This window comes from Mameliella sp. CS4 (genome assembly GCF_019392335.1).
Lineage (GTDB): Bacteria > Pseudomonadota > Alphaproteobacteria > Rhodobacterales > Rhodobacteraceae > Antarctobacter.
The window spans coordinates 43509-62439 of the sequence record NZ_JAHXRQ010000016.1 but is presented as its reverse complement, the minus strand read 5'-3'; the positions used below and the strand labels follow the sequence as shown (position 1 = coordinate 62439).

At 65.8% G+C, this 18931-nt stretch carries 17 protein-coding genes; 7 read left to right on the top strand and 10 right to left on the bottom strand.

The window, feature by feature from the left end:
- Nucleotide 1: 1 nt before the first annotated feature.
- From KZZ07_RS17925 to KZZ07_RS17890, 8 genes are all read right to left on the bottom strand, one after another.
- Entirely contained in the window at nt 2-628 is a 627-nt protein-coding gene (locus KZZ07_RS17925) for a carboxymuconolactone decarboxylase family protein (protein WP_219516215.1), read from the bottom strand.
- Nucleotides 625-1818 carry a CaiB/BaiF CoA transferase family protein gene (locus KZZ07_RS17920; protein WP_219516214.1) on the bottom strand — a complete coding sequence of 398 codons (1194 nt, stop codon included), beginning with the start codon at nt 1816-1818 and terminating at the stop codon, nt 625-627. Before KZZ07_RS17920 ends, KZZ07_RS17925 begins: the two co-directional genes overlap by 4 nt.
- Nucleotides 1818-2636 carry an alpha/beta fold hydrolase gene (locus KZZ07_RS17915; RefSeq protein ID WP_219516213.1) on the bottom strand — a complete coding sequence of 273 codons (819 nt, stop codon included), beginning with the start codon at nt 2634-2636 and terminating at the stop codon, nt 1818-1820. Before KZZ07_RS17915 ends, KZZ07_RS17920 begins: the two co-directional genes overlap by 1 nt.
- On the bottom strand, nt 2633-4600 hold the full coding sequence (locus KZZ07_RS17910) for a TRAP transporter permease (protein WP_255564432.1): 1968 nt from the start codon (nt 4598-4600) through the stop codon (nt 2633-2635). The genes KZZ07_RS17915 and KZZ07_RS17910 overlap by 4 nt, the downstream gene beginning before the upstream one ends.
- 108 nt (nt 4601-4708) lie before the next feature.
- On the bottom strand, nt 4709-5839 hold the full coding sequence (locus tag KZZ07_RS17905) for a TAXI family TRAP transporter solute-binding subunit (RefSeq protein ID WP_219516212.1): 1131 nt from the start codon (nt 5837-5839) through the stop codon (nt 4709-4711).
- A 116-nt stretch (nt 5840-5955) separates the two neighbouring features.
- Nucleotides 5956-7110 carry an acyl-CoA dehydrogenase family protein gene (locus KZZ07_RS17900; protein ID WP_219516211.1) on the bottom strand — a complete coding sequence of 385 codons (1155 nt, stop codon included), beginning with the start codon at nt 7108-7110 and terminating at the stop codon, nt 5956-5958.
- A complete protein-coding gene (locus KZZ07_RS17895) occupies nt 7107-8171 on the bottom strand; it encodes an acyl-CoA dehydrogenase family protein (RefSeq protein ID WP_219516209.1) in 1065 nt (354 codons plus the stop codon). Before KZZ07_RS17895 ends, KZZ07_RS17900 begins: the two co-directional genes overlap by 4 nt.
- An 11-nt stretch (nt 8172-8182) precedes the next feature.
- Entirely contained in the window at nt 8183-9406 is a 1224-nt protein-coding gene (locus KZZ07_RS17890; protein ID WP_219516207.1) for a CaiB/BaiF CoA transferase family protein, read from the bottom strand.
- A 124-nt stretch (nt 9407-9530) separates the two neighbouring features.
- On the opposite strand from KZZ07_RS17890, the gene KZZ07_RS17885 reads away from it, so the two are divergent.
- The gene (locus KZZ07_RS17885; protein WP_219516206.1) at nt 9531-9992 is read left to right on the top strand and encodes a MaoC family dehydratase; all 462 of its coding nucleotides are present in this window, start codon (nt 9531-9533) and stop codon (nt 9990-9992) included.
- A gap of 138 nt (nt 9993-10130) precedes the next feature.
- Nucleotides 10131-12281, top strand: a complete 2151-nt coding sequence (locus KZZ07_RS17880; RefSeq protein ID WP_219516205.1) for a DEAD/DEAH box helicase — start codon at nt 10131-10133, stop codon at nt 12279-12281.
- A gap of 4 nt (nt 12282-12285) precedes the next feature.
- Here the strand turns inward: KZZ07_RS17880 and KZZ07_RS17875 are convergent, their stop codons facing one another.
- The gene (locus KZZ07_RS17875; RefSeq protein WP_219516204.1) at nt 12286-13119 is read right to left on the bottom strand and encodes a GNAT family N-acetyltransferase; all 834 of its coding nucleotides are present in this window, start codon (nt 13117-13119) and stop codon (nt 12286-12288) included.
- On the bottom strand, nt 13116-13802 hold the full coding sequence (locus tag KZZ07_RS17870; protein WP_219516203.1) for a GntR family transcriptional regulator: 687 nt from the start codon (nt 13800-13802) through the stop codon (nt 13116-13118). Before KZZ07_RS17870 ends, KZZ07_RS17875 begins: the two co-directional genes overlap by 4 nt.
- A gap of 249 nt (nt 13803-14051) precedes the next feature.
- Between KZZ07_RS17870 and KZZ07_RS17865 the strand changes: the two genes are divergently transcribed.
- The 5 genes from KZZ07_RS17865 to KZZ07_RS17845 all read left to right on the top strand — a co-directional run bounded on the left by KZZ07_RS17865 (nt 14052) and on the right by KZZ07_RS17845 (nt 18852).
- Nucleotides 14052-15026, top strand: coding sequence for an ABC transporter ATP-binding protein (locus KZZ07_RS17865; RefSeq protein WP_219516202.1), 975 nt, complete (start codon nt 14052-14054; stop codon nt 15024-15026).
- Between the two features lie 65 nt (nt 15027-15091).
- A complete protein-coding gene (locus KZZ07_RS17860) occupies nt 15092-16363 on the top strand; it encodes an ABC transporter substrate-binding protein (RefSeq protein ID WP_219516201.1) in 1272 nt (423 codons plus the stop codon).
- 116 nt (nt 16364-16479) lie between these two features.
- The gene (locus KZZ07_RS17855; RefSeq protein WP_219516199.1) at nt 16480-17346 is read left to right on the top strand and encodes an ABC transporter permease; all 867 of its coding nucleotides are present in this window, start codon (nt 16480-16482) and stop codon (nt 17344-17346) included.
- Between the two features lie 4 nt (nt 17347-17350).
- The gene (locus KZZ07_RS17850; protein ID WP_219516198.1) at nt 17351-18187 is read left to right on the top strand and encodes an ABC transporter permease; all 837 of its coding nucleotides are present in this window, start codon (nt 17351-17353) and stop codon (nt 18185-18187) included.
- Nucleotides 18184-18852, top strand: a complete 669-nt coding sequence (locus KZZ07_RS17845) for an aspartate/glutamate racemase family protein (RefSeq protein WP_219516197.1) — start codon at nt 18184-18186, stop codon at nt 18850-18852. Before KZZ07_RS17850 ends, KZZ07_RS17845 begins: the two co-directional genes overlap by 4 nt.
- Nucleotides 18853-18931 lie beyond the last annotated feature (79 nt).

Here is an 18931-nt window from a genome sequence, read left to right as displayed (position 1 = left end):
CTCAGGCCCCCGCCGGTGCCGGAAGCTCGGCCAGCACACCGGCCTCGCCGGGAAGTGAGGCGCTCACGCCCTCGGGCAGGGGGATGCGGTGGACGTTCAGTGTCATCGCCACCAGCGAATAATAGCCAATGACGGCGGTCAGTTCGACCGCGCCGACCTCACCCCAGCGGGCGACGATGGCGGCATAGGTGTCGCCGCTCACGTCGCCTGTCTGCACGATCTGGCGGGCAAAATCATAGATCTCGCGGGCCTCGTCGTCCCCGCCGAAGCTGGGCGGCTGGCAAAGACGGACCGCCTCGGCCACCGCCGGGTCAAGACCGGCCCGGTCCGCGTCGCGCGCGTGGACGGCCCATTCCAGGCGGCTGTTCCAGCGCCGCGCAGTGACAAGGATCGCAAGTTCCGACAGGCGTGTCGGCAAGGAGGTCTCGAACCGCAGCACCTGGCCCAGGCGTTGCCAGCGGTCGGCCAGCGCCGGGTTGTGCAGCGCGGCACGCAGCGGCCCGACCAGGGTCCGGCGGGGGCCGGAAATGATCTGGTCATAGACCTCGCGCTGGGCGGCGGTCATGGTCTCGGGGTCGGGAAAGCTGATCCGTCCCTCGACCCTGGCGGTGTTCTGTCCGTTCTTCATGTCTGCATCTCCCCCAGTCCGAGTGCCTGCAGCACCTCTTCGGTATGTTCGCCCAGCAGCGGCGGCGCCTTGTCGAAACTCAGCGGCGCGTTGCGAAAGTTCATCGGGCTGACCACCTGCTTGACCGTGCCCGACAGCGGATGCGGAATCTCGCGCAGCATCTGGCGGTGCCTGACCTGCGGTTCCTCGAACACCCGGTCGATGGTGTTGATCGGGCCGGAGGGCACACCCGCCGCGGCAAAGGCCTCGCACCATGCGGTGATCGTGCGATCGGCGAGCGCCGCGATCAGCAGCGTCTCCAGCTCTTCCAGGTTCTCGACCCGGGCGGCGTTGGTGGCGAATTTGGGATCATCGGACAGGGCAGGCTGACCGATGACCTCGCAGAACCGGACGAACTGGCTGTCGTTGCCCACCGCGAGGACGATGAAACCGTCCTGCACCGGGTAGACGTTCTGCGGTTGGATATTGGGGTGACGATTGCCGCGCCGCGCGGGTGTCTGTCCGGAAATCAGGTAGTTCATCGCCTGGTTCGCCAGCATCGCGACAGAAACGTCCAGCATGGCGATGTCGATATGATCGCCCTTGCCGGTCTGGTCGCGGTTGGCCAGCGCCGCCAGGGCGCCGATGGCGGTATACATGCCGGTCATGATGTCGATGATCGGCACGCCCACCTTCTGCGGGCCGCCGCCCGGTTCCGTATCCGGGCCGCCGGTGACGCTCATCAGGCCGCCCATGCCCTGGATCATGAAGTCATAGGCGGCGTCGTTTGCCTGGGGCCCGGTCAGGCCAAAGCCGGTGACAGAGGCATAGATCAGGCGCGGATTCACCTCCTTGAGGTCATCATAGCCCAGTCCCATGCGGCCCAGCGTGCCGGTCTTGAAATTCTCCAGCAGGATGTCGGATTCGCGTGCCAGGGCGCGGACGGCATCGCGCCCTTCCTCGGTTTTCAGGTCCAGCTCGACCGAGCGTTTGCCGCGGTTGACAGACAGGTAGTACCCGGCCTCCCTGGTGGTGTTGCCCGCGCTGTCCTTGAGGAACGGCGGGCCCCAGCGGCGGGTGTCGTCCCCGGCGCCCAGCCGTTCGACCTTGATGACGTCGGCGCCCAGGTCGGCCAGGATCTGGCCGCACCAGGGGCCGGCCATGATGCGCGAAAGGTCGAGAACACGGATATGAGACAGCGGTCCGGGCATCACGGGAGCTCCTGTTGGTCTTGGGCCACGGCGTCCAGGAATGGCGCCAGCGCGGCATTGAAGGCCTCGGGGCATTGGAAGTTGGGCACATGGCCCGCCCCAGGAATGGTGTTGAAACGAACGTCGTTCAGGGCGTCGAACTGGGTCCGGATCGCGCCGGGCATGGCGCCGTCCTTTTCCCCGGCCAGGCCCAGTACGGGGCAGGTCAGAGACGTCAGCGCGGCGGACTGGTCGTAGGAGGCCAGCGCATGGGTCGCGGCGGCAAAGCCTTCGACCGGGGTCGCGGCGATCATGGCGGTCAGGCCCTGTGCCAGGGGGGCGTCCGCATCCACATCGGGCAGCCAGCGCGCCGCGGTCTCTGCCGCGATCCGAGCCATGCCATCGGCGCGGGCGGTCTCGCGCCGTTCGGTCCAGAAGGCCTCGCGCCCCGCTGCGCTGCGCGCGACGCCATCCACGACGACGAAGGCGGCGACGCGGTCGGGCCGGGCTCTGGCGGCGGCCAAGCAGGTGGGCACACCCATCGACAGGCCGATCAGGACGCAGCGGGTGACCCCGCAATGATCCAGCAGTGCAGTCAGGTCCGCGCCATAGCCGTCAAAGCTCATCGGCCCGTCGGGCAGGCTGGAGTCGCCGTGGCCCCGCTGGTCGTAGCGCAGCACCTGGAAGCGGTCCGAGAGGACGCTTGCCTGTGCGTCCCAGATCGAAAGATCGGTCATCACCGAGTTGGAAAAGGCCACCCAGGGCGCCCCGGACGGCCCGTCGATACGGGCGTTCAGTTGGCCGCCATCGGGCAGGGGGACAGAGATAATGCGGGTCATTCGAGGCCTTTCTGGCCGGCCGTGCTGGCCGCCATCGCAGGTTTGTTGACCAGCCCGAAACCCATGATCAGCGCCAGCGCCGTCAGTCCGACGAGGTCGGTGACCAGATCAGGCACCAGCAGGCAGAGCCCACCCGCCAGCAGCACCAGCGCCTCCCAGCGACGTGCACTGCGCCCGAGCACGTAGATGTAGCGTTCAGAAGCCGCCGAGAGCATCAGGATGGACAGGATCGCGGTCGAGACCGACAGCGTGATCTCCAGCGGTTCGCCTTGCAGGATCAGGCTGGGGTTCAGCACAAAGAGGAAGGGCAGCACGAAGAGGATCGCGCCCAGCCGCATCGCCAGGATACCGGTTCGCATCGCGGGCGCCTTGGCGATGGACGCGGCGGCAACGGCGGCCATCGCGACAGGAGGCGTGATGTAGGAGAGCATCGCCCAGTAGAGGATGAACAGGTGGCTGCCCATCTCTGACAGGCCGCCTTGTACCAGCGCGGGCGCCAGCACCACGGCCAGGAAGATGTAGCAGGCCGAGACCGTCATCCCCATGCCCAGGATGAAGCTGGTCAACGCGCCGAAGGCCAGCAACAGGTAGACGTTGCCACCTGCGTATTGCAGCAGCTCGCGGCTGAAGGCATTGCCGACCCCGGTGATCGCCAGCGCGCCGACGACCATGCCGACCCCGGCCAGAACACCCACCAGCATCCCGATGGTGGCCCCGGTCTCGATCAGCAGGGTCAGGATCGGGGTCAGGACACCGGTCTTGCGGGCGCGCACCAGGGCGGTGATCAGCAGCAGCACGGTGATGTAGAAGGGCGATTTCGCCTCGGCATTGGTGGCCAGCAACAGGAAGACCAGCAGACCGAGGCTGAGCAGGAAGACCCAGCCCGATCGCAGCACGACCCAGACCCTCGGCAGCTGGTCGCGGGGCAGGCCGCGCAGGCCGTTGCGCGCCGCGTAGCAATCCGTCTGGATCAGCAGGACTAGGTAGAACAGCAGCGCCGGCACCGCCGCGGCGACCATGATCTCGGCGTAGGGCACGTTCATGAAGGAGGCCATGACAAAGGCCACCGACCCCATGACCGGCGGCATCAGCGCGCCACCCGTCGAGGCACAGCTTTCGACCGCGCCGGCATAGGCCGCCGGATAGCCGCAGCGCTTCATCGTCGGGATGGTCATCGAGCCGGTCGAGATGACATTGGAAATCACGCTGCCCGAAAGCGAGCCGAAAAAGCCGGAGGACAAGATCGCCACTTTGGCGGGGCCGCCGCGCGCATGGCCCATCAGGGCGCTGGCCAGATCCATGAAGAAGGTGCCGCCGCCGGAAACGGTCAGCGCCACGCCGAAGACGATAAAGCCGATCAGCAGGTCCGCGATCACGCGGATCGGGATGCCGATGATGCTTTCAACGCCCAGGGAATGGCTGAGAACGGTTTCCGAAAGTGACAACTGCACGCCCCAGAGGAACCCCGGCATGTGCCCGGTATAGAGCGGGAAGGCCGCGAAAACGGCGCAGATCACGAACAGCGGTAGGCCCGCGCAGCGGCGCACGGCCTCCAGCGATAGCAGCACCAGCAGGCCCGCCATCAGGACCACCGGCAAGGGCGCCTCGAATTCCCAGCCGCGGGTCAGGATGTCGTTGGCGTGAAGCGCGAAATAAAGGCAGGTTCCCAGTACAGCCGCGCCCAGCAGCCAGTCGTACCAGCGAATGCGGTTCGCATCGGCGGCGCGGGCGGGGGAGTTCAGGAAGGCCACGGGCATGAACAGGCCCACGATGATATAGTAGTAGGCCGTGCTGATCGGGCGGAATCCGAAGAGTTGCAGGTTGAAGATCTGGTTGATGATGATCGCCAGGCCCGCCGTCGACAGGACGAGGACAGTGAACCAGGCCGGGCCGGTCAGCCTGCTACCGGGCTGCGCCCAGGGCTTTGGCTGGTCCTGCGTCTGAGAGAGTGTGTCGGTCTGCATGGCGATATCCGGAAGGCGGGAGGGTATGGCCGCTGGCACGCTGGCACGCGTCGGGACCGCACCGCGCCGCCGGGAGTGCGGGCGGCACGGCGCGGTCGAAAGAGTGGATCAGTCCAGCGCCTCGGCGCGGTAGGCCTGCCAGAAGTCGGGCCAGTCGTCGTCCGAAACACCGTCGGCGTTGGCCTTTTCGCGGGCTGCGGTCCAGGCTGTCTTGACGGCCTCGATGCGCGCGATGCGGGCCGTGTTCCAGGCGTCGTCCTTGGCCGTCCAGACGCCGATCTCGCGCAGGTACTTGATCGCGCCCGGGTGGAAAGGCGCGCCGGCCGGAGAGGTGCCGGCCTCGCCGACGTTCCAGCGGTCGATCACCTTGTTGGCGTCCTTGTAGAGGTCAAAGCTTTCGTCCAGGGCCTTGACGAAGTTGTAGACCTCGTCCTCGTCTGTGTCTGCATAGGTGGTCAGTTGCGGATAGCGGTAGCCCAAGAGGTCTGCCGGATCCTCTTCCGAGATGCTGACGCCGACGGTCATCGACACCGGCGAGAACACCGAGGACGAGGCGCGCACGCGGTCCCAGCCCGCGGCGTCCGATCCCGGCATGTCCAGCCAGCGCACGCCGCGACCGCCCTCTGCCTCGCGCAGGGCCGAGACGGTGGGCGTGACGGGGACGGCGTCGATTTCGCCCGAGATGAAACCTTGCACCATTGCGCCGTAACCGGGATAGATCACCTCTTCGACGTCATCGACGGTCAACCCGCCAAAGGCCAGGGCGGCCTTGGTGTTCATCAGGGTCGAAGGGCTGGCCTGCACGAAGCCGACCTTGCGGCCCTTCAGGTCCTGGATGGACTGGATGTCGGTGTCTTCGCCGGTGATCAGGCCCACGGCTGCGGGACGGCCCAGCAGGACACGCACGTCCTGTGGCCCCCAGTCGGCGGCGGCGAATTCGAAGCCGGCCTCGGAGGCAAAGAAAATCTCGTTGCCCATGAAGCCAAAGGTCGCCCGGCCACGGGCCAGCGGCAGCATCCGCCCGATGGCCGTGCCCGAGGGCGTCAGGCGCACGGTGGTGCCGTATTTCTTGTCCAGCGCATCGGCCATTGCCGAGGCTTCGGCATAGCCGGTCGAGCCGAGGTCATAGGACGTCCAGACCATTGCGCGCGGCAGGGTCACGTCCTGGGCAAGGGCGGTCTGCGCGGCAAGGCCAAGGGCGGCGATGGCGGCCCCGCGGATGATCTTGGAATACAGCAACGTAACTCCTCCTGTTGCTTGGTCGGTCCGAATCCGGGGGTCTTGGCCCCATTTCAATTTTGATCGACGCTAGTGGTTTAGCGATAAAAAGTCAAACTTATAGGTTATTGTCTTTTTTACGCTGGCAGGTCCAGCACCGCCTTGGCCAGAACGTTGCGCATGATTTCTGTCGAACCGCCGAAAATCGTTGTCGGGCGGGCCGAGAGATAGGTGGCCGCCGCGTGCAACTGGCGGACGTCTTCCGGGGCGTGGCGCAGGCCCGCGTCCTCTTCGGCCACCTGCATCATCAGTTCGGAGATGCGCTGGTAAAGCTCGCTCTGGAAGATCTTGAGCATGGCCACGTCAGCGCCGATCTCACGCCCGTCACGCAAACGGTCGACATAGGTCTCAAAGAGGTCGCTGAGGTCCAGTACGTCGCATTGCAGCGCGACGTAACGATCCCGAAACACAGGGTCGTCCCAGATGCCCGAGTGCTGGGCGATGCGTTTCAGCCGCGACAGGGCGGCGGCGGACAGGCGCGGCGCCCCGATAAAGACCCGTTCGTGCCCCAACAGCGCCTTGGCCACCGACCAGCCGTCATTGATACGGCCCACGATGTGATCCGCGGGGACACGCACGTCATCGAAAAAGACCTCGCAGAACTCTGCCTCAAGCTCCAGGTTCTCGATGTTGCGGATGGTCACGCCCCTGGCATCCATCGGCACCAGCAGAAAGCTGATCCCCGCCTGTTTCTTCACGGTCTTGTCGGTGCGGGCGAGAATGAAGATCCAGTTGGCATCCATGCCCAGCGTGCACCAGGTTTTTTGCCCGTTGATGACCCATTCCCCGCCATCCAGCACCGCTTCGCAGCGCACCGCCGCCAGGTCGGACCCGGCGCCGGGTTCGGAATAGCCCTGCGCCCAGACGTCTTCGCCAGAGAGGATCCGGGGCAGGAAATGCGCCTTCTGCGCCTCGGTCCCGTGTTTCAGCAACAGGGGCCCCAGCATGACCGGGCCGATGTCATTGACCCGGGCGGCGCCGTAGCGTTCGAATTCCTCGATCAGGATCAAATGCTTGCCCGCGTTCAGGCCCATGCCGCCGTGGTCGCGCGGCCAGGTGGGACAGATCCAGCCGTTTTCCGACAGGACCATGTACCAGGGTTTCACCTCGTCCCAATGCAGGCGGCTGAGCGAATAGCGCGGGATGTCCGGATAGTTGGTTTCGACAAAGGCGCGCACGGTCTGGCGAAACTCCGCATCGCTCATGGCGTTGTAGTCGGGCAGGGTGGTCATGCGGCCTCCTCCTGGTCCAGCCGGGTGGCAAGCAGGCGGCGCTGTTGGCGCGGGCTGCCGAAAAGATTGGCCTCTGTCATGGCCTTGCGAACAAAGAGGCCGATGTCCGCCTCGTCGGTGATGCCCATTGCGCCGTGCATCTGTACCGCCTCGCGCGACACCAGCATGGCGAGGTCTGCCGCGCGCAGCTTGCAGCGGGCGGCCCCGGCGGCGCGGGTGGCGACGTCCGCCCCGGTGTCGAACCGCCGCGCGGTGGCGGCAATCGCGGCACGGGTCAGTTCCAGCTGGATCTTCATTTCGGTTGCCCGGTGCTGAAGCGCCTGGAAGCTGCCGATGGGACGGTCGAACTGCTTGCGGACGCGCAGGTAATCCAGCGTGATCTCCAGCGCGCGGTCCGCGAGGCCCAGCAGGTAGGCGGAATGGGCCAGCGTGGCGTCCTGCAGGACGGTATCGACCTGGGTGCAGGGCAAGAAGTCCGCCGCAACGCCGGTCATGTGCAGACGGTCCATCGTGCCGCCGTCCAGCGTCTCCGCCGTTTCGATGGTCAGGCCCTCGGCCGAGCGGGGCACAATGGCAAGGCCCGCGCCGGTGACGATGGCAAAGAGATCGGCCCCTGCGGCGCCGCGCAGGTTGACCTTGGGTCCGGTCAAATGTCCGGCCTCGGCGCCGCCCTGCCAGGTCAGCGCGCCGGTGGCGTCCTGCCATGCGGTCAGGATCACCGCCTCGCCGGTCATGACGGTTTCGGGCAGCGCCTCTTGCAAGAGCGCGCCGGCCATCATCGTGGACAGCACCGGTTCGGGCACCAGCCCGCGACCCAGCACCTCCATCAGGGCGCAGGTCTCGCGCAGGCCAAGGCCCAGTCCGCCCGCCTCTTCACCGATCCACATCAGCGGCCAGCCCAGCTCGGCCGCCTGCTGCATCACCTTGGGGTCAAAACCCAGACCGTTGAACCGCGCCTTGCGGACCCGGCTCAGCGCGCCGTCGGCAGGCACCACGGCGCGCGCGCTTTCGACGATCATGCGCGCGTTGTCTTGCCAGTCCTCGTTCATGCTTGCGTCCATGCCGGTCTCCTTCACTTCACGATGCCCGCGTCCCGCAGGGCCGCGATCTGCTCTGCGTCCAGCCCCAGCCCGGTCAGAACCGCGTCGGTGTGTTCGGCAAAGCACGGCGGCGGCATATCGGTGCCCGCCTCCAGCCCCGAGAATTTCACCGGGTTGGTCACGTAGCGGATGGGACCCGCGCTGCTGTGCTGCATTTCCTTCAACAGGCCGCGCTCTTGCACCTGTTCCATGCGAAAGACGTCGTCAAAGCTGTTGAGCGGCCCGGCGGGAATGCCGATGGCCTCAAGCTCGGCATAGCAGGCGTCGGCCTGCTTCCCTGCCAGCTTGGCAGCGATCTGCGGGATCAGGGTGTCGGCGTTCTGCACCCGGGAAAGGTTGGTGGCATAGCGGTTGTCCTGCGCCAGCCCCTGCAAGCCCAGGTAGTCTGCGAAACGGGCGAATTGTGCATTGTTGCCGATGGCGATCATGATCGGGCGGTCGGCACAGTCGAAGGCCTGCCAGGGGCAGGTGATCTGCGAGGCGGTGCCGTTGCGCCGGGGCAGGCGCCCAGAGGACAGGTAGTTCATCGCCATGTGCGAGGCCGCGTGGATCTGCGTGTCCAGCAAGGCGATGTCGATGAACTGTCCCTCACCGGACACCGCGTCGCGATGGTTCAGCGCCGCCAGGATGGCGGACACCGCGTATTGTCCGGCGGTGATATCCGAGATCGAGTAGCCCACCAGCGCCGGCCCGGCGCCGGGCTGGTCATCGGGAATGCCGGTCATGCTGAGCAACCCGCTCATGGCCTGAAAGATCGGGTCGTAGCCCGGCAGGTGCTTCATCGGGCCGGTCTGGCCGAAGCCGGTGATCGAGCAATAGACCAGCCGGGGGTTCAGCTTGGCCACTTCCTGGTAGTCCAGCCCGAACCGCGCCAGCGTGCCAGTCTTGAAATTCTCGATCAGCACGTCCGCCTCGGCGACCAGGTGGCGCGCGATGTCCTGCCCCTCGGGTTTCGACAGGTCCAGCGCGAGCGAGCGTTTGCCCCGGTTCATGGCCAGAAAGGACGAGGTCTCTCCGGTGGGGTTCCCGTCTGCGCCAAGGTGCGGCACGCCCATGCGGCGCACGTCATCGCCGCCTTTCACATGCTCGACCTTCACGACATCGGCGCCGAAATCGGCCAGCATCTGCGCGGCCCACGGTCCCGCGAAGACGCGACTGAAATCCAGCACCTTCAGGTGATTCAAAGCCCCGGGCATCCTGTCCCTCCAAAACACGTCACTTTGCGGCGCATCTTCTTGGGATCAGGTCGGTTGTGCAAGTTATAAAATATATTTATGATTCAAATGTGGGCCGACCGGTCTGCCAGTCTGGAGGAAAGAGATGCTGATCCTGCAAACACCTATGGATTTCGTGGCCCGTCGCGGCGCCAGCCTGGGGGCCACGGACTGGGTGGAGATCACGCAGGACAAGATCGACGCCTTCGCAGAGTTGACCGGCGACGACCATTGGATCCACGTCGACACCGACCGTGCCGCCGCAGAACAACCCGATGGGCGCACCATTGCGCACGGGCTGTTCTTGCTGGCGTTGGCGCCACGGCTGCAGCGGCAGTTGTTTCGCATCGAACGGCGCGGCGCGGGGCTGAATTATGGGTATGAAAAGGTGCGCTTTACCGCGCCTGTGCCCCGTGGCGCATTCGTACGGCTGCGGCAGGAGGTGATTGCCGCGGACCCGCGCGACGGCGCTGTCCGGGTCGAGCTGAAGTCCACCTTCGAGATCCGCGGACAGGAGCGGCCCGCGCTGGTGGCGCATGGCATCCTTCTGATTGCCGGGGCGGACTGATCGGGGTTTCGGAAACCAATCTGCGAGATTAGAGGTATACAGCGGCTCCGCTAGGGTATAATGGGCTGGGCTTGCCTTTGCCGGTCGGCACGGGCTGACCGCGCACCTGCGCCCTAAATGTCCAGACTGATTTCAAACATGATCCAGGCCCTCGCCGATGCGCTGTCCGAGCGCGGCTACGAAACTTTGACCGCCGTCCAAGAGGCGGTCACCAATCCCGACCTCCAGGACAAGGACCTGTTGGTGTCGGCCCAGACCGGATCGGGCAAGACGGTGGGCTTTGGCCTTGCCATTGCACCGACCCTGTTGGGCGAGGCCGAGAAGATGGAACCGGCAGCGGAACCCCTGGCCCTGATCGTCGCCCCCACGCGCGAACTGGCGCTGCAGGTGATGCGCGAACTGGGTTGGCTCTATGCCAAGGCGGGCGCGCGGGTGACAACCTGCATCGGCGGCATGGACATGCGCGACGAACGCCGGGCGCTGGAACGGGGCACCCATATCGTCGTCGGAACACCGGGGCGTCTGCGCGACCACATCCAGCGGGGCTCGCTGGATCTGGGCAGCCTGCGCGCCATCGTGCTGGACGAGGCGGACGAGATGCTGGACCTCGGGTTCCGCGAGGATCTGGAATTCATGCTGGGTGAGGCGCCCGAGGACAAGCGCACGCTGCTTTTCTCGGCCACGGTGCCGCAGATGATCGCCAAGCTGGCCCAGCAATATCAGCGGGACGCCGTCCGGGTCACCACGCTGACCGGCGACACCCAGCACGCCGACATCGCCTATCAGGCGCTGCGCGTGGCCCAGCAGGACGCGGAAAACGCGATCATCAACCTGCTGCGCTTTCACGATGCGCAGAACGCCATTGTCTTTGCCAATACGCGCGCGATGGTGAACCGGCTGACCGCGAGGTTGACGAACCGGGGCTTTTCCGTCGTAGCCCTGTCTGGCGAGTTGAGCCAGAACGAGCGCACGCATGCGCTGCAGGCCATGCGGGACGGGCGTGCGCGGGTTTGTGTGGCGACCGACGTGGCAGCGCGCGGCATCGACCTGCCCATGCTTGAACTGGTGATTCATGCCGAGCTGCCCTCGAACGCCGAGGGTCTGCTGCACCGCTCCGGTCGTACGGGCCGCGCCGGGCGCAAGGGCATTTCCGCCCTGATCGTCCCGCCGAAAGTGACCAAGAAGGCCGAGCGCCTGCTGAAATTCGCCAAGATCGAGGCGGACTGGATCCTGGCACCCTCTGCTGATGATATCCTGCGCAAGGACGAGGAACGCCTGCTGGCCGATCCCGTCTGGGAGGCGGAAACCACGCCCGAGCAGGAGGATTTCGCCGCCCGGTTGCTGGAGCTCTACGGTCCGGAAAAAATCGCCGCCGCTTATCTGGCGCTGCACCGCGCGCGGCTGTCCGCGCCCGAGGATCTGGCAGACCCCGACGTGCGCCCCGAGCGCAAGGAACGCAAACCCTTCGGTCCCAGTGTCTGGTTCGCGCTTTCGGTCGGGCGCGGAGACCGGGCAGAGCCGCGCTGGCTGTTGCCGCTCTTGTGCCGTGTGGGCAACCTCGACAAGGACGCCATCGGCGCGATCCGGATTCAGCAGTCGGAAAGCTTTGTCGAACTGGCCGAGGCCAGCGTTCCGGGGTTCCTCGCCGCGATTGGCGAAGGGGCGGAACTGCAGGAGGGTGTGACGGCGCGACAATTGGACAGCGCGCCGGATTTCGCCGCAGCGCCGCGCAAACCTGCCCCGACCGGGCGCAAGCCCGACCGTCCGCAAGGCCACAAGAAACCGGCCCGGCCGGACGACCGTCCGCGGAGCACGCCGCGCTCGGACCCCAAGGCCGAGGCGCCTGTGGCCCCCAAGGCCGAGGCGCCCGCGCCCATTGCCGCCGAGGCCCCTGTTGAACGCAAGCCGAAACGGCCAGATGGTGAGGCGCACAGGGAGCGGCGCCCGGGCAAACCGTCCGCAGGCAAGGACGGTCCCGGCAAGCCCAAGGCCAAATACGCAGGCAAGCCCGAGGGCAAACCCGGCGGAAAACCCACCGGAAAGCCGGGCGGCAAGCCCTTCGGCAAACCGGGTGGGGCAGGGGCGGGCCCGAAAGGGCGCGGCGCCAAGCCCGACGGCGGTCCGCGCAAACCCGCAGCGCCCAAGGCGCAGGCCTCGGACACATCCAAGCGGTTCACGCCTCCGGGCGCGGCTGGCAAACCGGGCAAACCCCGGCCCGGCGCCGCCCGCAAAGGTCCGGGCAAGCCCCGCAAGGGCGCTGGCGGCAACGAGCCGCCCCGGCGCGGCTAAGCCTCTAGCCCAGTTCCATCGTCGCGATGGCCCGCAGTGTCGGCCCGGGCCAAGGGGCCGGACCGCGGTACATGCGGGCGGTGGCAAAGCTCTCCTCGAACCCCATGTCCTGCAGCCTCTGGCCCAGGCCCTGGGGGGCGTCTGGGGTGTCGATGACGACGCTTGTCCGGCCCAGGGCCGAGGCGGCCTGCCGGGCCAGGGTCAGCGCCTCGTCGACCGTTGGGGCCACGATCGGCCCAATCTTGCAGCCGCCCCGGCACAGGCGCGCGGTGGCAAACCCGGTGATCCCCTGCGGTGTCCGCGTCAGGACCGTTTTTCGGCTGTCCGATTGTGCCGTCCATGCCGCAAGGAAGGCGGGCCTGTCATAGCCGTTTGCCGCCCTGTCCAGGCGCGCGATGGCCTCCAGATCCGCAACAGTGGCAAGGGGTGGGGGTGTATCGCTGCGGTCCAGCGCGCCTTCGAGCCGCCGGGTACGCCCGGCCAGACCAAAGCCGGACTTGGCGTAATTGGCCTCTTGGGTGGGCACGCCGTCCAGCCCCACGGTGCGTGCTCCGGCGTGGTTCAGCGCGTGCGTCCAAAGCGCATACCCGATTCCCCGCCCGCGATAGTCCGGCCGACAGATATAGAGCCCGAGGAAGGCCATCTGCGGCGAATGGTTCACGACAGAGATCGCGGCGACGGGCTGTCCCTCGGCCTCTGCCACGAAGAACCCCTGAGGGTCCGCCTCCTGAAAGGCCCGCGCATCCGCCAGCCCGGGGTTCCAGCCCTCATCGGCGGCCCAGTCCAGCATCAGTTCGATGTCTTCAAGCGTTGCCGTTCTGCAGATCGGATGTGTCATCTCTTCAGGGCCTCGCGCAGGGATGTGGGCGGTTGCGTGACGTTGCGCAGGTCCAGCGAGGCCACGAGATCCAGCAGGTGGCTTTTCATCAGTTGCTCGGCCAGTGCGCCGTCCCGATTGGCAAAGGCCTCCAGCAGGGCGTGATGCGCCTGGGTCTCGCACAAGGCCGCGCGCCGTCGCCAATACAGCGCGATGATGAGCGACGAGCGCGAAATCAGCTCCGAGATGAAGCCCTCGACCGTGGTCTGATCCGCGATACGCGCGATCTCGGCATGGAATTGTCCCGACAGGAACAGGGCACGCCCGTTCTCTCCGGCGTCGAGCGCCTCGTGTTCGCTGGCGATGTTGCTGCGCAAGAGCGCCAGGTCCTCGTCGGTCATCCGTTCCGCCGCCGAATGCGCGGTGCGCGGCTCCAGCAGGGCGCGCGCCTCAAAAACCTCGCGCGCGTCGCGCACGGTGGGCTGCGCGACAAAGGCGCCGCGGTTGCGCTTCAGCTCGACCAGGCGGCGGTGTGACAGCGCCAGCAGGGCGGCGCGGACGATGGTGCGGCTGATGCCATAGGCTTCGGCCAGTTCATCCTCGCCCAGCTTGGTGCCCGGGGGCAGCCTGTGTTCGTGAATCGCGTGTTCGAGGTCCGCGGCCACCGTGTCGCTGGTCCAATGCTTCGTTTCAAACTTGTTCATGTCACTCTGTGCCAACGACCACCTCTGCGTTCCGTTATTCCGATTCGGCGGCCCGGGGACAAGCGGGCGCTGGGACGCAGCCTTGCACGCAAGATTGTATACGAACCTGAGTGCATTTTTGCGCACAGCGATGCCGCGAATGCTCAATTTTTGCCCGATCCGTGTTTCGCGGGGGTCGGGAGGCTGAAAACGCTCCCCCATCCCGGCAAGAGCGCAACAAGGTTTCCCTGACAGGCAAACGGGGGCGTCATGCGCACAGGATATGATCTGGAATTGGTTCACTTGACCAAACGCTATGGTGAGACTGTCGCCGTGCGTGATCTGAACCACGTCTTCGCCCCGGGCAGCTATGTCTGTCTTCTGGGCCCGTCGGGCTGTGGGAAATCCTCGACCCTGCGGATGATCGCCGGGCACGAAGAGGTCAGCGACGGGTCGATCCTGCTGGACGGTCACGACGTGGCCCCGCTGGCGCCGGCGCAGCGCGGCACCGCGATGATGTTCCAGAACTACGCGCTGTTTCCGCATCTGTCGGTGCGGGACAACGTCGCCTTTTCCCTGCGCATGAAGGGTGTCGACAAGCCTACCCGCCACAAGCGGGCGAATGAACTGCTGGCTCTGGTCGACATGACTCACCTGGCCGACCGCCTGCCGGCGCAACTCTCGGGCGGGCAGCAGCAGCGGGTGGCGCTGGCACGCGCGCTGGTCACGGAACCCAAGGTGCTGCTGCTGGACGAGCCGCTGTCTGCGCTGGACCCGTTCCTGCGTATCCGGATGCGGTCAGAGCTGAAAAAGCTGCAGCGCGAATTGGGGATCACCTTCATCCACGTCACCCACGGTCAGGACGAGGCACTGGCGCTGGCCGACGAGATCGTGGTGATGAACGACGCGGTGATCGAGCAGGCCGGCCCAGCGCGTGAGGTTTGGGCCCAGCCACGCACGGAGTTCGTTGCCCGGTTCATCGGCGGTCACAACGTCATCACACTGCCCCAGGGCAAGGTCACGGTCCGCGCTGACGCGGTGCAACTGGCCGACGAGGGTATGGCCGCCACGGTCATGGCCATCGAGTACCAGGGCGCCTCTGTCGCTGTCTCTACCACCACGGAAGGCGGGGATGAGGTGCTGGCCCTCTTGCCCGAGGACCAGTTTTTTGCCGCCCCCAAGAATCCCGGCGATGCCGTCCGGCTCCGCTGGGACGAGGCACGCCTGCACCGTCTGACCGCCTGAGGGGCGTGGTCCGGCATCAAGCAACACCCACCAAGACAAGACAACTGAACAGAGAGGACAAGACTATGGCAAAACCCAAGGTTGGATATACCCGCCGCTCCTTGCTCAAGGCAGGCGGTGCGGCCGTCGCGGCAACAACCCTTCCCGCGCCGATGCTCTGGGCGCAGGACACCAAGGACATCGTGCTGCGCCAGTTCGGCACCGGCGTGTCGAACCTCAACGACGTGGCCAGGAAGGTGAAAGAGGATCTGGGTTTCACTCTGGAAATGACCGCGCTCGATTCCGACAGCGTGACCCAGCGCGCGGCCACCCAGCCCGACAGCTTCGACATCGCCGATATCGAGTACTGGATCTGCAAGAAGGTCTGGCCCACGGGCAACCTGCAGGCGATGGATGTCTCGAAGATCGCGAACTACGACAAGATCGTCGGCATCTTCAAATCCGGCAAGCTGACGCCCGAGTCCGAGATCGCGCAGGGCACCGCGCCGCACACAGTGGGCTTCATCCCCGAACCGGGCGCCAAGACCTTCGCGGACGAGCAGACCAACTGGATGACGCTGATCCCCACGATCTACAACGCCGACACGCTGGGCATCCGCCCCGACCTGATCGGCCGCCCCATCGAAAGCTGGACCGAGCTGCTGAACCCGGAGTTCAAGGGCAAGGCCTCGATCCTCGACATTTCCTCGATCGGCATCATGGACATGGCGATGGTCTGCGAGGCGATGGGCGAGATCCAGTATGGCGACAAGGGCAACATGACCCGCGACGAGATCGACAAGACGATGGCGATCTTCACCGAGGCCAAGCAGAACGGCCAGTTCCGCGCCTTCTGGAAGACCTTCGACGAAAGCGTGAACCTGATGGCGAGCGGAGAGGTGGTGATCCAGTCGATGTGGTCGCCCGCCATCACCGCGGTCAAGTCGCGCGGCATCCCCTGCGTCTACCAGCCCCTGAAAGAGGGCTACCGCAGCTGGGGCGGCGGCATCGGCCTGTCGTCCTCGCTGTCGGGAATGGAGCTGGACGCGGCCTATGACTACATCAACTGGTATCTCTCCGGCTGGGTCGGCGGCTACCTGATGCGCCAGGGCTATTACTCGGCGGTCCCGGAAACCTCCAAGGACTTCATGAGCGAGAACGAGTGGGGCTACTGGTTCGAGGGCAAGGAAGCCACCGACGTCATCACCTCGCCCACCGGCGACAAGCTGGCCGAGGCCGGAGAGGTCCGCGACGGCGGCTCCTTCTACGACCGGATGGGCAGCGTGGCCTGCTGGAACGCCGTCATGGACGAGAACCAGTACATGGTCCGCAAGTGGAACGAATTCATCGCGGCATGACGCGGTGAAGGGCCGGGTCCGTTATCCCCCCGGTCCCCTTCAGACCCCCGGGCCACATGCGGTCCGGGGGTCATCCTGACCAAATCCCGATCCGGGCAGACCCCCGCGGAGGCCAGATGGCTGCGACCCCCTTGAAGAACCGACATGTCCTGGGCTGGCTGATGGCCATGCCGCTCTCTGTCGTGCTGTTGGCCTTTCTGTTCGCGCCCATCGTGATGATCGCCGTCGTCAGCTTTTGGGGCGCGACGGAATTCTCGATCTACCCGGCTTTCCAGTTCGACAACTATGAATTCCTGTTCGGATCGCCCGTGACCTACAAGGTCTTTGGCGCGACGCTGAAATACGCGCTGATCACCTGGGCGCTGACCTTGGCCATCGGCTTTACCGTGGCCTATTTCCTGGCCTTCCACGTCCGCAGCCTGACCATCCAGATCGCGCTGTTCCTGATCTGCACGATTCCCTTCTGGACCTCGAACATCATCCGGATGATCTCGTGGATCCCCTTCCTGGGGCGCAACGGCATCGCCAACCAGACGCTGATCTCCTGGGGCGTGATCGACGAGCCGCTGGAGTGGCTGCTATATTCCGATTTCTCGGTGATCCTGGCCTTTGTGCATCTCTACACGCTGTTCATGGTGGTCCCGATCTTCAACACCATGATGCGCATCGACAAATCCCTGCTGGAGGCGGCGCGCGACAACGGCGCCAGCGGCTTTCAGACGCTGGTGCACGTGATCCTGCCGCTGACCAAGCCGGGCATCATGATCGGCACCATCTTTGTCGTGACGCTGGTGATGGGCGATTTCATCACCGTGCGTTTCATGTCCGGGTCGCAGCGCGCCAACGTCGGGCGGCTGATCTCGAACGACATCGCCTTGCTGCAATACCCTTCGGCGGCGGCGACAGCGGTGGTCCTGCTGTGCACGGTCCTGATCGTGATCGCGATCCTGCTGCGCTTCGTCAACATCCGCAAGGAGCTGTGATACAATGGAAAAACGTCCCCGCAGCTTTTACGTCCTCGCCGCCTTCTTCGGCCTGTTCGTGCTGTTCCTCTACGGGCCGATCCTGACCATCGGCCTCCTCAGCTTTCAGGGGCCGAAAGGCGGCCTGACCTTCCCGATGAACGGGGTGTCGACCCACTGGTTCCGCGACCTGTTCCAGGAACAGGCCGTGGGCGACATATGGGGTGCCTTCCGGCGCAGTTTCGGGCTGGGCCTGATGGTCATGGTGACGACGGTGGTCGTCTCGGTCATGGCCGGGCTGGCCTTTCGCAAGCGCTTTTTCGGCTCGGGCCTGCTGTTCTACGCGGCCATCACCTCGCTCGTGATCCCCTCGATCCTGATTTCGCTGGGGGTTGGCCTGATCTTCAACCAACTGGGGCTCAAGATTCATTGGACCACCAGCGGGTTCGGGTCGCAGCTGACATGGACGTTGCCCTTTGGCCTTTTGATCATGTTCGCCGTCTTCAACCGGTTCGACCAAAGCTATGAAGAGGCGGCCCGCGACCAGGGGGCAAACGCCTGGCAGACGATCCGATATGTCGTCCTGCCGATCATCGCGCCGTCGCTGATCGGGGTGGCGCTGTTTGGTTTTACGCTCAGCTATGACGAATTCGCACGCACATTGCTGACGGCGGGCAGCTACAACACGTTGCCACTGGAAATCTTCGGCATGACGACCAACGTCACGACGCCGGTGATCTATGCGCTGGGCACGCTGACGACGTTGTTTTCGCTTGGCATCATCGGGGTGTTCCTGCTGAGCGCCTGGATCATGGGCAAGCGCCGCGCGCGACTGGGGTCGGATGCGGGAAAGGGCGTATGAGGATCGTCTACATCAATCCCAACGCCACCGAGGCCATGACGAACGGCATCGTCGAAACGGCGCGGGTCGCCCTGCCCGGGGCGGATATCTTCGGCATGACCAACAGCGACGGCCCTGCGGCCATCGAAGGCCCCGAGGACGGCGCGGCAGCGGTGCCCGGATTGCTGGCCCGGCTGGGACCGGCGCAAGAGCAGGGGGCGGACGCCATCGTGATCGCCTGTTTCGACGACACCGGGTTGGCAGCGGCGCAGGCGCAGGCCGGATGCCCGGTGCTGGGGATCGGGCAGGCCTCCTATGTCATGGCGCGGCTGCTGGGGCTGCGGTTTTCGGTCGTGACCTCCTTGCCGGTCTCGATCCCCGTGATCGACGAGAATATCGCGCGTTCGGGTTTTGACGGCCTCTGTGCCTCTGTCCGGGCCAGCGGACTGCCTGTCCTGACCATCGACCGGGGCGCGCCCGAAACCGTTACCCGCATCGCGGCCGAGATCGAGGCCGCGCGTACCGAGGACGGGGCCGGCTGTGTCATCCTGGGCTGTGCGGGCATGGCGCCGCTGACACCTGCGCTGGCCCGGCAGACCAAGATCCCGCTGATCGACGGCGTGGCGGCCTCGGCTTTGCTGGCACGGGCGGCGGCGGGGTTCCTCGGGGGGGCGAGCATCCGCTAGCGGCCTGTTGCCGTCTCTGCGCGGCTGGAATTGTGCCCGGATCACTCGGCGGTTAGGCTGGCGCGGAACGACCGTGCCA

Coding starts and splice junctions, on each gene's coding strand:
- KZZ07_RS17925 (WP_219516215.1), bottom strand. CDS start 628: ATGAAGAACGGACAGAACACCGCCAGGGTCGAGGGACGGATCAGCTTT.
- KZZ07_RS17920 (WP_219516214.1), bottom strand. CDS start 1,818: ATGCCCGGACCGCTGTCTCATATCCGTGTTCTCGACCTTTCGCGCATC.
- KZZ07_RS17915 (WP_219516213.1), bottom strand. CDS start 2,636: ATGACCCGCATTATCTCTGTCCCCCTGCCCGATGGCGGCCAACTGAAC.
- KZZ07_RS17910 (WP_255564432.1), bottom strand. CDS start 4,600: ATGCAGACCGACACACTCTCTCAGACGCAGGACCAGCCAAAGCCCTGG.
- KZZ07_RS17900 (WP_219516211.1), bottom strand. CDS start 7,110: ATGACCACCCTGCCCGACTACAACGCCATGAGCGATGCGGAGTTTCGC.
- KZZ07_RS17895 (WP_219516209.1), bottom strand. CDS start 8,171: ATGGACGCAAGCATGAACGAGGACTGGCAAGACAACGCGCGCATGATC.
- KZZ07_RS17890 (WP_219516207.1), bottom strand. CDS start 9,406: ATGCCCGGGGCTTTGAATCACCTGAAGGTGCTGGATTTCAGTCGCGTC.
- KZZ07_RS17885 (WP_219516206.1), top strand. CDS start 9,531: ATGCTGATCCTGCAAACACCTATGGATTTCGTGGCCCGTCGCGGCGCC.
- KZZ07_RS17880 (WP_219516205.1), top strand. CDS start 10,131: ATGATCCAGGCCCTCGCCGATGCGCTGTCCGAGCGCGGCTACGAAACT.
- KZZ07_RS17875 (WP_219516204.1), bottom strand. CDS start 13,119: ATGACACATCCGATCTGCAGAACGGCAACGCTTGAAGACATCGAACTG.
- KZZ07_RS17870 (WP_219516203.1), bottom strand. CDS start 13,802: ATGAACAAGTTTGAAACGAAGCATTGGACCAGCGACACGGTGGCCGCG.
- KZZ07_RS17865 (WP_219516202.1), top strand. CDS start 14,052: ATGCGCACAGGATATGATCTGGAATTGGTTCACTTGACCAAACGCTAT.
- KZZ07_RS17860 (WP_219516201.1), top strand. CDS start 15,092: ATGGCAAAACCCAAGGTTGGATATACCCGCCGCTCCTTGCTCAAGGCA.
- KZZ07_RS17855 (WP_219516199.1), top strand. CDS start 16,480: ATGGCTGCGACCCCCTTGAAGAACCGACATGTCCTGGGCTGGCTGATG.
- KZZ07_RS17850 (WP_219516198.1), top strand. CDS start 17,351: ATGGAAAAACGTCCCCGCAGCTTTTACGTCCTCGCCGCCTTCTTCGGC.
- KZZ07_RS17845 (WP_219516197.1), top strand. CDS start 18,184: ATGAGGATCGTCTACATCAATCCCAACGCCACCGAGGCCATGACGAAC.